This is a genomic window from Pedobacter nanyangensis, assembly GCF_003313505.1.
GTDB lineage: Bacteria > Bacteroidota > Bacteroidia > Sphingobacteriales > Sphingobacteriaceae > Pedobacter > Pedobacter nanyangensis.
The window spans coordinates 99,176-114,748 of record NZ_QMHO01000009.1 but is presented as its reverse complement, the minus strand read 5'-3'; the positions used below and the strand labels follow the sequence as shown (position 1 = coordinate 114,748).

The 15,573-nt window shown below is 42.0% G+C and carries 10 protein-coding genes; 3 read left to right on the top strand and 7 right to left on the bottom strand.

Annotation, left to right across the window (positions count from 1 at the left end; genetic code table 11):
- Window positions 1-93: 93 nt before the first annotated feature.
- The 7 genes from DUT71_RS14800 to DUT71_RS14770 all read right to left on the bottom strand — a co-directional run bounded on the left by DUT71_RS14800 (window position 94) and on the right by DUT71_RS14770 (window position 9,793).
- Window positions 94-2,133, bottom strand: a complete 2,040-nt coding sequence (locus DUT71_RS14800; protein WP_113663322.1) for a beta-N-acetylhexosaminidase — start codon at window positions 2,131-2,133, stop codon at window positions 94-96.
- 11 nt (window positions 2,134-2,144) lie between these two features.
- Complete coding sequence (locus tag DUT71_RS14795; protein ID WP_205313954.1) at window positions 2,145-3,386, bottom strand: sialidase family protein; 1,242 nt, start codon at window positions 3,384-3,386, stop codon at window positions 2,145-2,147.
- Window positions 3,387-3,445: 59 nt separating this feature from the next.
- Window positions 3,446-5,866, bottom strand: coding sequence for a T9SS type A sorting domain-containing protein (locus DUT71_RS14790; protein WP_113663321.1), 2,421 nt, complete (start codon window positions 5,864-5,866; stop codon window positions 3,446-3,448).
- A 35-nt stretch (window positions 5,867-5,901) separates the two neighbouring features.
- Window positions 5,902-7,209 carry a T9SS type A sorting domain-containing protein gene (locus tag DUT71_RS14785; RefSeq protein ID WP_113663320.1) on the bottom strand — a complete coding sequence of 436 codons (1,308 nt, stop codon included), beginning with the start codon at window positions 7,207-7,209 and terminating at the stop codon, window positions 5,902-5,904.
- Between the two features lie 50 nt (window positions 7,210-7,259).
- Entirely contained in the window at window positions 7,260-8,012 is a 753-nt protein-coding gene (locus tag DUT71_RS14780) for a hypothetical protein (RefSeq protein ID WP_113663319.1), read from the bottom strand.
- Between the two features lie 70 nt (window positions 8,013-8,082).
- On the bottom strand, window positions 8,083-9,216 hold the full coding sequence (locus tag DUT71_RS14775; RefSeq protein WP_113663318.1) for a FecR family protein: 1,134 nt from the start codon (window positions 9,214-9,216) through the stop codon (window positions 8,083-8,085).
- Window positions 9,217-9,259: 43 nt separating this feature from the next.
- A complete protein-coding gene (locus tag DUT71_RS14770; protein ID WP_113663317.1) occupies window positions 9,260-9,793 on the bottom strand; it encodes an RNA polymerase sigma factor in 534 nt (177 codons plus the stop codon).
- Window positions 9,794-10,177: 384 nt separating this feature from the next.
- Here DUT71_RS14770 and DUT71_RS14765 point away from each other — a divergent pair, with 384 nt between their 5' ends.
- From DUT71_RS14765 to DUT71_RS14755, 3 genes are all read left to right on the top strand, one after another.
- Window positions 10,178-10,747 carry an RNA polymerase sigma-70 factor gene (locus DUT71_RS14765; RefSeq protein WP_113663316.1) on the top strand — a complete coding sequence of 190 codons (570 nt, stop codon included), beginning with the start codon at window positions 10,178-10,180 and terminating at the stop codon, window positions 10,745-10,747.
- 78 nt (window positions 10,748-10,825) lie between these two features.
- Window positions 10,826-11,983: a FecR family protein gene (locus tag DUT71_RS14760; protein ID WP_113663315.1), complete on the top strand. Its 1,158-nt coding sequence runs from the start codon at window positions 10,826-10,828 to the stop codon at window positions 11,981-11,983.
- Window positions 11,984-12,187: 204 nt separating this feature from the next.
- Window positions 12,188-15,553, top strand: coding sequence for a TonB-dependent receptor (locus tag DUT71_RS14755; RefSeq protein ID WP_240186946.1), 3,366 nt, complete (start codon window positions 12,188-12,190; stop codon window positions 15,551-15,553).
- Window positions 15,554-15,573: the final 20 nt, after the last annotated feature.

Sequence of the window (15,573 nt, the reverse complement as noted above, 5' to 3'; positions counted from 1 at the left end):
AAGGTTTTGTTAGTCCCATTCAATTAGGTGTTATTGGTTAGTTTAATTAAATACCGTTTGTTAATCAGTTTGGGTGAATAGAATAATGAAGATTTATTTTTGAAGAACACGTTGAACAAGCGGTGTAAAGGCATCCAGCAGCGTTGGTGAAATTTCGACACTGCCCCGTGGTAAACGAGCATCTTGTATCCTTTTGGCAGTTTGTTGCTGCCATTGCTCAGAAAAGACATTGTCGGCCTGTTTTTTATCTTTTTCCAGGTAAGATATCATGTCCAGAGCTATACCTGACAAAGCTGCCAAATGAGTTGATATTATAGAAATTTCATGCAACGAAGGCGATTGATTGATAATGGGCTGCAATAAACGATCGTTATTTTGCCAAAGTAACAATAATGTTTTTAGCTCGATGGCGGTTTCGCCCGTGGGACTGCTCACAAACGTTTTTACGAGTTTTTCAAATTTACGGGCAACTTTGCTGTCGGGTCTTGCGGCATCTGCAATCATGGTGAGCGGAGTGTAGGTATAATAGGTAGTTCCCTGTTTTCGCCTGCTTAAACCTTTCATAGGCTCAATAACATCTGTTAAGGTTTTTAGTGCACTGATATCCCCGCCGTTGGTGAGTCGTTTTAGTAAAACATCACGATTTTTTTGGTGGGATAATCCCAGATACTCCAACTGCGTCTCTATGCTGGCCAAACGCTCGTACATGTCTGCCACGTTATTTACGCTAGCCGCCGACCATAAGCGCTCGGCAATGGCGGCGGTACTGGGCCAAATTCTGGAATCGATGGTTTCTGCGGTAACAAGTTCGGCCCACATGGCGGCTTCACCTCCTAAAATATATTGCTGTTCTTCGGCAGTTAAACCATGATTGGTAGGTAGGGGGTCGTTTAAATAATAGTCCTTGGCCGAATAAAGTAAATCGATGTAATAGCCATGGGAAAGTATTACCGGATAATGTTGTTTGGCCGCCTCAAATAAAGTTTTTTTACCTCGCCACGACTGTATGACTATATCGTTTGACGTTCCAGGTTGGAAAATTTCGTCCCAGCCCATCATCTTTTTACGGTTTTGTACCAGTATTTTACGAACCTCTTGGTTGAAATAGCCCTGCAACTGGTGATTGTTGGCCATATTGTGCTGCTTTTTGAAATCTTGTATCTGCAAATTGCTATTCCATTGCCTGCCATTATTTTCGTCGCCACCAATGTGCATGTACTCATCAGGAAACAAAGCGGCCATTTCGTTAAAGAAAGCCTTTAAAAACGTGTAGGTTTCTTTTTTGGTTGGATCAAAAGTTGGTGCATTGTCCAAACCGGCTAATTTGGTTTCGATAGGATAGGGGCCCGGAGCGCTTGCAAATTGGGGATATCCGGCAAACCAACTGGTCGCATGCCCCGGAATATCAAATTCGGGAACTACGCGTATTCCCCTGTTGGCAGCATAAGCGATAATTTCTTTGATCTGCTCCTGCGTAAAAAATAATCCATCAGCGCCCAATTGGTGTAGTTTGGGATAGGTTTTGCTTTCAATCCTGAAGCCTTGGTCGTCGGTTAAATGCAAATGTAGCACGTTAAGTTTAACCATGGCCATCCCATCAATGTTGCGTTTAATGACATCAATAGGAATAAAGTGCCTGCAAACGTCAATCAATAAACCACGCCAGGGAAAACGAGGCCGGTCGGTAATCTCTACGTGAGGAAAATAATAGCCATCCGTATCGGCCTGCAATAATTGGAGCAAGGTTTCTAATCCACGGATGGCACCTATATCCGTGGTAGCGGCTAACACAATCTGTTTGTCTTTAACCGTAAGTTGATAGCTTTCATCCTCGTGTAAAGCTACTTTTGCTGGTTTGGTGATGTGTATTTTAAATATGGCATTTTTGTCGCCAATTTGCTTTGGGTTTAACACCAATAAGGTTTGTTCGCTCAAACGTTTTAGCCATCTGGCAGAAGCACCGCGAATTCGTTCATCAAAATTTCCGGCAATGGTGAGGTTGAAATGTTGATTTAAGCGGAACTGGCCCTGTTTAAAAACCACCGAAGTGGGCATGGGCATTAGCTTAGGCCTGCTTGCATGTCCATGCAGGCTCAACCCTAATACGAGTAGTAGGCAATAAATTATTTTCATGGAGTTGATATTTATTTTAGTGCAGCGGGTAAATAGGCACTAAAGTTTTCGATACGGCCAAAGGTGATATAGTTAGAATCATGATAGCGGGGAACACCCGGACCATAGGCGGTACGGGATAGGTAAATAATGTGGTTGCCATCAAATTGCCAATCGGGGTATTGGAAACCAGTTAATGCAATAGATTGTTTTTCGCTCAAGTCCAGGTTATCTTTTATCAAGGTTTTGGCATGATACCATTCCCTAAGGTTTTTGGAGGCGTATAGCGATAGTACATTTCGTTGTACTGCTTCCTTACCATTGGTGTTGTTGTTTACCAAGGCCCAATAGATTTTAGTGCTAGCATCTTTTCTGATTACGAATTTACTTTGTCCCCCAGGGAATTTAATGAAATGATCAGGAGTAAAAACAGCTTCTTGACCATTGTTTTTAATTTCGACCATAGCGGCTCTGTCAAAAAAAGGCGTGGAGTTTACCCGCAAAATATTCCAAAGCCTGCCATCAGTTCCCTCCACCATATTACCCTCCAGCCAGCCTGTGGTTGGAAAAGATTTAGGCGGGTCCCAGGCTGCGGCATCAAAAGCTAATTGGTTGCTCATGGTCCATTTCGATGCATCAAGCAGATCATCATTTTCGTTGATAGAAACCACCAAAGCCCTGTAGCCACGCATCCCCCTCAGCGTGTGGTCTTCTACATTTTCAAAGGCCCGATACAAACGGCCACGGTGTTTAACTACTGGTGTTGGAGCACCATGATAGCGTGGAGCGGTGCCATTTTCACCTGCCCTAAACAGTAGACCCGTTTTTTCGTTGGCAGGATTTGTCCAGGTTTTACCGCCATTATCTGTACGTCTAATGGCTATGCTCCCATTGGCCGAGGTTGTTCCCAACAGGTAAATCTTTCCCTTGTGCGCAAACAAATTGGACCAGTACATGCCATCTATATCGGTCAGGTGCTTCCATGTTTTGCCGTCATCTGCCGATTTGTACACACTGGTTCTGTTGGAGCGTCCTAAGCGGTCTTTAGGCCTGTTGGTGCCAAAATAATCTAAGGTAACCAACAGTTCTTTTTTACCTATTCTTAAAATAGAGGGGCTTCCCAAATAGGTTTTAGTGGCAGGGTCTTGGTATTTTACTTCGCTGATCCATAAACGCTTTTTGAGCGAGTCGATATTGTTTTGCGCATATAGGGTTGAAGTGTAGGTAATGAAATTAATCAAAAGGATAACGAGACTGACGTAGGTACGGTTCATTTGTTTAAAAGTTTTATTTGCCATACCGCTTAGGTAGGACAAATGAGGATGGTAATGAGTTAAAATTTAAAAGAATACGCTTGCTTATTGACGAGCACTTGTACCACATAAAACCCGCTCTTGCTTGGAAGGCTCACCGAGTATTTGTTGTAGCCGCTATTAACGGTTATTTTTTGTTTAGCGATGAGCTTTCCGCCCATATCAATAATGGAAAGGTAAGCTGTAGAAGGGTTTTCTTTCCAAAAGAAGTTGATTTCGGCGTTGTTTTCTTTTTGGTAGGCACTTAAGGAATTCTCTTTGGTTTCGGTATTCACCCTTACCACTTTATCAAGGGCGGTTAACTTCCCATCGGCATCTTTTAATGAGAGCTTATAGTAGTTGTTTCCAGCGAAGGGCGTGCGGTCCGTATATTGGTAATCGGTTTGAGAATGGGCATTAGTAGTGCCCACCAATTCAAAATCCTGATGGTCAGTAGAGCGATAAATCATAAACGAAGTTGTTTTAGCATCCTTTGTCTGCCATGCCAATTTAACTTGATTGCCTTCCTTGCTGCCCGTAAAGGAGATGTTTGGAGCAGAAAGCGTGCTCAGCAATTCAGAAGGGATATCGTTGTTGTAGTTTTCGACTACACCAAAGGTGATAAAATTAGAGTCATGTGCCCGGGGTACATCATCGCCGTAGGCTGTTCTGGATAGGTAAATGATGTTGTTGCCATCAAATTGCCAATCAGGATATTGAAAGCCAGTATAAGTGATGGACTCGGCTGCAGTATAATTTTGATCGTCGGCGATTAATGTTTTGGCTAAGTACCAGTTTGTTAAATCTGTAGAAGCGTATAGTGCCAATACGTTTCGCTGATTGGGCTCCACGCCATTGGTATTGTCATTAAGCATGGCCCAATAAACACCCGAAACGGTATCTTTTCTGACCACAAATTTGCAGGATCCGCCGGGGAACGTAAAAAAATTAGACGGACTAAAAGTTGCAGTGCTTCCGCTAGAAGAGATCTCAATTTTGGCTGATCTGTCAAAAAATGGCGTTGAATTTACCCTTAGCATATTCCATATTTTGCCATCGGGGCCTTGCACCATATTTCCTTCCAGCCAACCAGTTGTTGCCGCTGATCCGGGTGGATCCCAGGTGCTGTTAAAAGCAATTTCGTTGGTTTTTGTCCATTTAGAGGCATCCATCAAGTCATCATCTTCATCTATCGAAATGGCGAAAGCCCGGTATCCTCTATAGCCTGATAGGCTCGTATCTTCGATGTTCTCAAAAGCTCTGTACAATCGGCCGTTGGCTTTTAAAACAGGAGTGGGGGCACCATGGTACCTGGGAGCGGCTCCAGATGTACCTTCGTTAAAGAGCAAGCCTGTTGTTGCCGATGTGGGCGCTGTCCAAGTAAGTCCGCCGTCGGTACTTTTCCTGATGGCTATACTGGCCGTTGCGGCGGTAACTCCCAACAGGTACACATTACCCTTATGCTCAAATAAATTGGCCCAATACATTCCCGAAATGTTAGTAAGCAGGCTCCAGCTTAGCCCATTGTCCGTAGATTTATAAATGCTGGTGTAATTGGACCTGCCCTGGCTGTCTGATGGCCTGTTGGGACCAAAATAATCGTTACTTGCAATGATATTTCCGTTGGCCAGTTTGAGTAGGCTAGGGCTGCCCAAATACATGCCACTTGAGGGAGCCTGGTATTTGACAATACTTTTCCATAATGAAGGCGTTTCAAAAGCATTATCGGTAATACTGATATCGTCAAAATCGAGAATGGCATTTGGCGCACCGGAGGGGCAAATGAACTTAAATTTCTGGAGGGCAACGTTGGCCGTGGTGGCCGCACCTTCATTAATCACCTGCTCGTTGCCTACCCAAACATCAAACTTGCTGTGGGCAACCATTGCCTTTTTACCATTTGGGGTGGTATATATTTTAGGAATGGTATCACCAGTATTGTTTACAAAAAGCGTAATGGTTTGTACACCGCTATATTCCTTACCGTTAATGGCAAACTTGGCCGAACTGGCCGATACCAACAGCTTGATGTTAAGTTTGGTGTGTGTACTGGCATTAACTGGCGCAGTTACCTGCGAAGGGTCGGAGAAACCTACATCAGTACCATCACCAATGTATAGGGAGGCGTCGTAACTTTGATTATTGTTTAGTGTAGTGGGTATTGCTACATTCAGTTTAAACTGGAATTTGATGAAATTAGGCGTTGCGGTACCTAGCGATGTGGTACGGACAAAAAATGCCGAAGAAGCCCCATTTTTTGCGAAACGTAAAGCATCACCGGTGATGGTAGATGGGGCGTTGCCAAAATTGCTGATGCCATCAAACTTGTTGGCTGACGAGCCAATGTAGTCTGTTCTGACGGTTGATGTGCTAAACGACTGTGAGAAAATTTGTCCCTGACTTACTTGGCTTAACAAGAGCAGGGGCAATAGGTAGCCTATTTTTTTGAAAGATACAATCATACTAAATTTATGAAATGGTTTCTGCCTAATGATGGTTAATACGCAAATTTGGTGTTGGTTTTACCGGTAGCACTTTGTAAAGTGGCTATGTAAATGCCTTTGCTACGTGGTGCGGGTACATCTGTATCATTATTGCCAGCTGTTAGCCAAAGCCATTTACTGGAAATAATCTTTCCGTTGGTATCAGAGATGGTAAGCTTAGCTTTTCCTGCTTTGCTACCGCTGATGAGAACATTTACAGAATGGTTTGAAGCTGGACTTACCGATAATTGAATAGGCTGCTGGTTAAAGGTAAGCACCACCAAATTTTCATAAGTATGTATGGTTCCATCAAGATCAACCTGTTGCAGTTGGTAGTAAACGTTGCCTGCTAAAGGGTTAAAATCGGTAAATGTATAATTGGTAAATGCAGAGGTATTTTGCCTGCCTTTTACTTCGCCAATTTTCTCAAACTTGCCATTTGCACCAACCCTTAATAGGTTAAAGTGAGCGTTGTTGTTTTCTGACGCAGTTTGCCAATTTAGCAGAGCCGAAGAACCCAGTTTTTTGCCCGTAAAGGAAATAAGGTTTACCGGTAAAACGCTAACATTATCATAGATATTGATGTCATCGATATCGAATTTTACATTGGCATAATTGGAGGGAATTACCACTTTGAACTGGTTATAGGTAGTTTGTTGGTAATTGGCCGAAATAGTTCCTCCAGAGATTACTTTGGTGGTGCCAATCCAAATGTCCTGCCTGCCCGTGGCCAAAGTAGCATTGGCTCCCAATGGATTTTTATAAGTAATACTTGCGCCTGATTTATTGGCGATATAAAGTATATCCTGCCAATCTTCAAAATAGGTTGTAGTTGAACTGATGAAGAATCGGTATTGGGCTGCACTAACTTTTTGAACTCTTAAAAGAAGTGAGCTGAACATGTTCGCATCAGGCACTGCAGATACATTATCGTTATCAAAGGCCGCCGGGAGCGGGCTGCCACCACCTAAGTACAGCGTAGCAATATTATTTGGCGGGGTTGGTTCCTCTATATCCGGAGCGCTTATCCTTAACCTAAACTTAATTACTGCTACGTTTTTGGTAGTACTGGCGTTTAGGTCGGTTCTTTTGGTAATGATCGAAGAAGAAGCCCCTGTTTTACTGAATCTTAGAAAATTGTTCGGGCCTTCGGTTTCAATAGAGCTTGGCGAGTTGGCAAAGCTCGAAAGCCAGTCAAATAAATGGCTTGAAGCATGGAGATAGGTAGATTTATCAGTGCTCGACTGAAAATCCTGTGAAAAAAACTGCCCGTAACTTTTAACGGACATTAAAAAAAATAGTAAAAGTAGCGTTCTTTTCATCGTAAAAAGGTTTTAATGTTTTCTGAAAAAGCCAAACGGCATAAATTCGGTTATTTGGTAGAAATCACGTTGCTGATCATCAAATCATCAAGGTCTACTTTCACATTGGCGTAATCTGCCGGAAAACGTAGCTTAAATTTGCTGAAGCCCGTTTGCGCACCATTTAGGGAACCCGAGCCAATTTGCAGCACGTCGCCTACCCAAATGGCTTGCTTGTTGTTTTGCAGGGTGAAATTTTGCCCATTTGGTGCCAAAAAAGTTATCGGAGCCCCAGTTTTATTGGCCACCCAGGTAATGTTCTGCCAACCGGTGTAGCTGTTCTGCGGAACCGAGCTGATATAAAAACGGTACGCCTTGCTTTCGTCCTTTAAAATCCGAAGGCCTACAAAAGCAAATAGATGATCGTTGGTAACTCCTGCGGTATTGCCGTGTTCAAAGGCATCGGTATCCCCATCGCCCAAGTAAAAGCCAGCCAACTGGTTTGGAGGGGTCTCCGTATTTTCAGGGGCTGATATTCTTACCTTAAATTGGACGAAAGCCAAGTGGTTACTGCCTGCCAAAGGGGTATTTTTCGAAAGAATGATTGATGAGGGGCCTATTTTGTCGAAACGTAGGAAACTGTTGCCATTTTCCGTTTCAATACTGCTTCTGGAGTTTTTAAAATCCGTTATCCCATCAAATTGGTTTGTTCCGCCACCAATATAAGTTCGCTTGTTGTTGGAGCTGCTAAAATTTTGTGAGAAGATTTGCGCATGGGCATAGTTTGCGCATAGCGCAAAAATAATAGGTAATAGTTTCTTCATGATGTATTTAATATTTGGTTACTTACCTTAAATACATCGGCCTGGTTAAAATGGGTGAACTAAATAAAAATTATTTAATGTATAATTTGTTGTTGGCCAGTTTGGTTTCAATATCGCTGGCGCTCTCCAAATCTTTCAAAAAAGCTGCTAATTGTTGTTTTTCCAACATACCCGACAAGCGGAAGTTTGCCAATTGCGGATTTTCGAAAACAACTTCAACATCAAACCATCGGTTAATTACCTTGGCAATTTCTTTTAGCGAATTGTTTTGGAAATAGTAAGTCCCGTTGATCCAGCCCAGGGTTTGGTCTTGGTCAAAGGCAGTTACCGAAAAGCCTTTGCCAGTGCTAAAGTTGCCTTGTTGGCCAGGCATCAGTTTTACTGATTTCTGATCAGAAGTTAAGAGTACCGCTCCTTCCACCAAAGAGGTTTTGGTCAGGTTCTCATCGTAGGTGTTAAGGTTAAACTTGGTGCCCAATACCTTTATAGCTGTTGTTCTGGTGTGCACAATAAAAGGTTTATTGGCGTTTTTGGCCACTTCTAAATAGGCTTCTCCTTCCATATAGATTTCTCTTAATGGCCCAGTAAAGCGAATAGGGAACTGTAGTTTAGAGGCGGAGTTGAGCCAAACTTTGGTTCCATCTGATAAGGTGATGTGGTAATCCTGTTTGGCCGGGACATATAAAGTGGTTTGTGCATCGGCGTTGCCGCCATTTATAGCTTCTATTCCTTTTTCAGAAGTACGGATTTTAACATCATGAACATCAATGAGCCCATTTTTGTCTTGCTTGTTCAGTGTTAATATTTCGCCGTTGTCCAACTGCAATTGAATGGCTTTATGGTCAAGTGGTGGTGTTTTTTGGGTAGCTGTTTCAAGGGAGTTGTTTTTATCATGTGGCAGGTTAATCCATACGGCCGCACCTACGGCCATAAAAATAGCCGCTGCGGCCACATATTTCCACACAGGTAATTTACGGGTAGGCAACTGCTGTTTCAAGGCTTTTAAAGCTGCGGCTTCATCCAAATCAGCAACAAATTGCTCGGCATTAAGTTGTTTGCGCTGTTCATTAAGCGAATTCCAAAACGCCTTATTGACCTCATTTTTGGTGATGAGCTGCTGTAATATCCTGTCATCTGCGGGGCTTATCGTCCCAGCAAGCTTTTCTAGAAATAATTGGCGAATATATTCGTGTTCAGCTATCATTTGTTTTTAATACACCAAAAAGGCGATTACAGGTTAAGAGTTTTCAAAATAAATTTAAAGCTTCACGAAGATTTTTAAGCCCTATCTTCAAATGGGTTTTTAGTGAATTGAGGCTAATGCCCATAATATCAGCGGCTTCCTGGTATTTTTTGTTTTGTAAATATACCAACTTTAGGGCTTCTTTGCGTTGGTTTGGCAATTCGCCTATGGCATGGTCCAGCTTTACATAGGTGTGTTCAATATCTTCATCGGTATCGGAAGCAGCATTTTCCGTGACTTGATAAACCTCCTGTCTTTTTTCCAAGGTCTCTCTTTTCTTCAGGTGGTTTAAACAACGGTTTTGTACCGACCGATATAGATAGCCTTTAATGTCACCGCTCAGGCGCATGTAGATTTGCTTTTCCCACATTTCCAAAAAGAAAGCCTGGACCAAATCTTTGGCTTCCTGTTCATCATGCAGGTAAAAATAGGCGTTCACGCAAAGCAGTTTATAATACTTTAAGAAAATAGCATCATAAGCTCGCGATTCACCTGTTTTTAGCCGTTCTAACAACTGCTCATCAGGTTGATGGTTCATACAATTCAACAATCTTGCCCATTCTAAAATTGGTTAGGGATAGGCTTAGTTTTTACAAATTGGTTATCGACGTGGGTTAATATACAAATATGACGGATGATTAGGGAGAGTTGTTGGCTGTTTTTATCATTTTTATATATGATGTTATCTTATATCGAGCGTTATTTAAAATAAAATTTTCTGCTTTTGCTTGAGCGCTAGAACCAATCAATACGTTTAAACTGTTGTAAAACAGGATGTGGTGGGCCAAAATCGGCACCCGCCCCGTTAATTTTTATTGCTCTTTTTGGTGTGTTCCTAATGATAAAGTAATATCATGTCTAATTGCCTATCAACTTGTTTTCTTTGCCAGGAATAATATCTTTGCTAGGAAGAACAAACCAGATGTACAAGTATGAAAGCCAAAGCAACGAAGAGCTGCTCCATCATTTAAGATTGGGTAGAACCGAGGTAATGGACGAGATATATCGACGCTTTTATGGGCTTTTGTACAGTCACGTTTATAGAAGGCTGCCCGATAGGGAAGAGGTACGCGATATTATACAGGAAGCATTGGTTACCCTTTGGAACAAGCGTACCCAATTGGCAGAAGATACCAATTTATCGTCCTATTTGTACACACTGGTGAGAAATAGGGTACTCAACACCTATCGAAACCAGAAAGTAAGGGAAGCTTATCTGGCGTCTCTACAAACTTTTATGGACCGGGGAGTTAGCCTAACAGATGAAAAGCTTAGGGAAAAGGAATTGATTGCCTTGGTTGAAAAGGAAGTAGCCGCTTTACCTCCCCAAATGAAACTGATTTTTGAAATGAGCCGTAACCTGGAAATGAGCCATCAGCAAATTGCCGACGAGCTCCATATAAGCCCCCACACCGTACGCACCCAGGTACGCAGTGCCCTCCGAATATTGAGGACAAAACTGGGCGCTCACATTTTTTCCATTTTTTTTTAATTCATATACCCTCTGCCCCTAAGTTGCGTGTTTAGTATATAAATAGCCAAATATACTGACCACATCGCATATTAATGTATGAAGAACGCAGAAGAACTGCTAGAGAAATATAATGCCGGACTTGCTACCCCCGAAGAAAAGGCCGTGGTAGAAAGTTGGTATCTTAACTATAAAACACCGCCTTCTGATTTAACCTCTGAGGACTTACTTTATGAGGTAAATATTGGGTTTGCCCAATTGCAGCGTCAACTGGTAGAAAAAAAGACTGTCAAATGGTGGCCTCGAGTGGCGGTAGCCGCTTCATTATTGCTTTGCGTGGGGGTTGGATTGGTATGGTTCAAAAAACAGGAAGCCAAAAATAACACAAATGTAGCTGTAAAAACATCCCATGAGATATTGCCTGGCAGTAATAAGGCCATGCTAACCCTTTCCGACGGCCGAAAGCTTGTGCTGGATAGTGCAGAGAACGGCAATTTAGCAGAACAGCAGGGGGTAAGTATTATTAAGCATGGCGATGGCCAATTGACCTATCTTGATCATGGGGCAACTGGTAACGCTATTTCCACGAATACTTTGGAAACCCCCAGGGGCGGACAATACCAGGTGCAATTGCCAGATGGAACAAAAGTTTGGCTCAATTCTGCTTCCAGTATTAAATATCCATCGCATTTTTCGGGCGATAAGCGAATGGTAGAATTAACGGGAGAGGCTTATTTCGAAGTGGCGTCATTGAACCTTAAAGGCCGGAAAAAAATGCCTTTTATAGTAATCACCAATACTTTAGGGAATGGAAAAGGACAACAGATAGAAGTTTTGGGTACGCATTTTAACATAAAGGCCTATAGCAACGATAGCGAAATAGCAACCACCTTATTAGAGGGCAGTGTTAAGGTAACCCCGTTACATCAACCGTTAAAGGCAATGATCATCAAGCCAGCACAGCAGGCCATTACAAGTCTTCATAACCCTTTAATGATTGAAAAAGTAGATGTAGAGGAAGCCTTAGCATGGAAAAATGGCTATTTCGTATTCGAAAATGAAGATATACAGTCGATCATGAACGTACTCTCACGCTGGTACGATGTAGATGTCAGCTATAGGGGAGAAATAACCAAGCAAAAATTTGGTGGAGCTTTTCCACGTAGTGCTAGCATTAACGATTTGTTGAAACATATGGAAAGCTTCGGTAACGTGAGCTTTAAAGTTGAGGGAAGGAGGATAATCGTGATGCGGTAAAATAAACACCCTTTCGATTACCAGAAAACCAGAGGCGTTGGCCCGCCCCTGATTTTTGTTGCCATATAGAGGCAAAACAGGTAATCGTCCATTTGATAAGAGAACCAAATATTAACTAAACCTGATATTCAAATGTATAAAAAAAATACTGCAAATATTTGCAGCGGTTTTTGTCATGCTTCTTTAAAACCATATCTATTAGCTATGAAGATGATTTTGATTTTAATGTTGGCCGCCTTTATGCAGGTAAGCGCATCAACCTATGCGCAATCTGTCAATATCAAGGCCAATAATATCAGCCTTAAAGCCTTGTTCAAAGAAATTAGGAAACAAACAGGCTATGGCTTTTTATATCAAGAAGATGACCTTAAAGACACCAAAAACGTTAATGTGAATTTTGTAAATGAAACTTTAGAGAATGCACTTAAGCACAGCCTGGGTGGCCAGCCGCTTACTTATAGTATAGACAAGAAAATTGTGGTAATTAAGCCCAAACAACACACGGTTGCAATTAGCTTACAGAAAGAAATTGTAATACAGGGTAAGGTTACCGATGAAAAAGGCAATCCATTTATTGGAGTTGGCGTAAGGCTAAAAGGTACCAGCACGGCTACGGTTACTGATGCCAATGGGGCGTATAAAATTAGAAGTTCTACAAGTAGTGCCGTATTAGTTTTTTCCTATGTGGGCTATGAAACCCAAGAAAGAGCTGTGAGCGCCAATGCTACTTTAAACCTTGCTTTAAAGCCACAGCAAACTGATTTAAACCAGGTGGTAATTATTGGCTATGGCGAAGTAAAAAGAGGGGACCTCACGGGTTCGGTTGCCGAAGTGAAAGTTGCCGACCTACAAAAAGCTCCTGTAACTACTTTCGATCAGGCTTTGGCCGGACGGATTGCTGGGGTACAGGTTAGCTCAAGCGAGGGGCAGCCTGGCGCTGAAATGAATATTGTAATCAGGGGCGGCAATTCGTTAACACAAAGCAATGCCCCTTTGTACGTAATAGATGGATTTCCCATGGAGGATTTTTCCAGCTCCGCTATTAACCCCGAAGAAATTGAAAAAATATCGATCCTGAAAGATGCCTCTGCCACGGCTATTTATGGTTCAAGGGGTGCCAACGGTGTAATTATCATTGAAACCAAGAAAGGCAAAGTGGGGCCGCCACAAATAGCTTACGATGGTTATTTTGGTGTGCAGCACGCCACCAAAAATATGGAGATGATGGATCCCTATGAATTTGTTAAATATCAGTTGGAAATGAGCCCAGAGGGAAGCAAACAGCTTTATTTGGACAAACCAGGAATGACATTGGACAATTATAAAACAGCCAATGATATCGATTGGCAAGCTCTTTTGTTTAGGCAAGCAATCATGCACAACCATAACCTTTCGATAAGAGGTTCAAACGATCTGACCAAATACTCGTTTTCTGGTTCGTATGCCAACCAAAACGGGATTATCATTAACTCGGGTTTTAACAGAATTCAGGGACGAGCAACCGTAGAGCAAACCATCAGCAAAAAACTCAAGGCCAGTATCAATATTAACTACGCAAAGGATAAGAATTATGGCTCCAAGGCGTCGGAAATGAAATCCAGCTCCAATTCGTATGCTTCTTATCTGCTCTATCGGATTTTGGGTTACAGGCCAGTAAGCAGCACCGCTGATATTGTAAATGAACTAATTGATCCAGAAGATGAAAATGCGTTGTTTTTAATGAACCCCCTGATTTCAACCAAAAATGAAATCAGGCAAGAAACCAGGTCAGATTTGTACATCAATTCAAGTTTAAATTATGACATCAGCAAAGACTTTAGCTTTAACGTTAGGGCAGGTTATAACCAGAGGTTTACCAAAAGCCAAACATTTAATAATTCAAGAACATATAAAGGTATTGTATCAAATTGGAACCCCAATGGTGCTAATGGCACCTATGGAGATATCGAGTTGGGCAGCTGGGTAAATGAGAATAGGCTGGCCTACAAAAAAAGAATCAACAAAGACCATTATTTTGATGCCATAGCAGCCTTCACACTGCAAGGAACCAGTATTGAAAGCTTTGGTTTTGAAACAGATAGGGTTACCAATGAAGAATTAGGGATAAGAGCACTTGATTTCGGGATCCCAAAAAGCGTAAAATCAGAACTTTTTAAAAATACCTTAGCGTCTTTTTTAGGAAGGATAAATTATAATTTCAAGTCCAAATATCTGTTTACCGCCTCCCTAAGGACCGATGGTTCTTCCAAATTTTCACCGTCAAATAGATGGGGATTTTTCCCTTCTGCTGCTTTTTCTTGGCAAATGGGCAGAGAAAATTTCCTGAAAAACTTAAAAATGGTTAACGAGGCCAAATTGAGGGTGAGTTATGGCATCACTGGAAACAACCGAATAAGTGATTTTTCGAGATTTCAGACCATTTTGATAGGCGATTATTATTCTTTTGGGAATGAAGAACCCAAATATGCCGCAGTTATTAACAGTATGGGCAACCAAAACCTAAAGTGGGAAACTACCGCCCAACTTGATATTGGCTACGACATTTCTTTGTTCAAAAACAGGATAAACCTAACGGCCGACTATTACAACAAAAAAACCACTGACCTGCTATTGAACGCAAATGTGCCATTAGCTACGGGTTTTGGTACGGTAATGAAAAATGTAGGTGCCGTTAGGAATACCGGATTTGAAATTTCCATTAATACCATCAATATTCAAAACAAGGATTTTTCTTGGGAAACTTCATTCAACATCAGTTTTAACCGAAACAAGATCTTAAAACTTGCCGAAGGACAAACCAATATGCTTTCGTGGGTAGCCTTTACCGGCGATTACAACGGATCGTTTTCCTACATTGCCAACGTAGGCGGGCCTGCGGCAACGTTATACGGGTACAAATGGGACGGAAACTACCAATACAGCGATTTTGACCTCATCGGTACTTCCTATGTGCTAAAGGCAGGTATTCCTACCAATGGCAACACCAGTGTGCAGCCAGGAGATATCAAATACGTTGATTTCAACAAAGATGGCGTAGTAAACGAAAAGGATATGGTGCCCATTGGCAGAGGATTGCCCGTGCATTATGGAGGTTTTAACAACAATATCTCTTATAAAGGATTTAGCTTAAACGTATTCTTTCAATGGAATTATGGTAATGATATTATCAATGCTAACAGATTGGCTTTTGAGGGTAACATGGGCAACCGACTCAATTTAAACCAGTTTGCTTCCTATACCAATAGATGGACACCCCAAAACCCAACAAATGAAAACTACAGGACGGGAGGTTTTGGCCCCAAGGGTAGATATTCGAGCAAAATTATTGAAGACGGTTCTTACCTCAGGTTAAAAACAGTTCAACTATCTTATGCCTTTCCCAAAAAGTGGCGCGGAAAATTAAAGTCGCTTGAAGTTTATGGCGCTGCCCAAAATTTATACACCTGGACCAGCTACACGGGCTACGACCCAGAAGTTTCGGTAAGGAACTCTACGCTTACACCAGGGTTTGACTATTCGTCCTATCCCAGAAACCTCACGGTTACCGCAGGGGTAAAGGCAAATTTTTAATGCTATAAAACTATAGACAG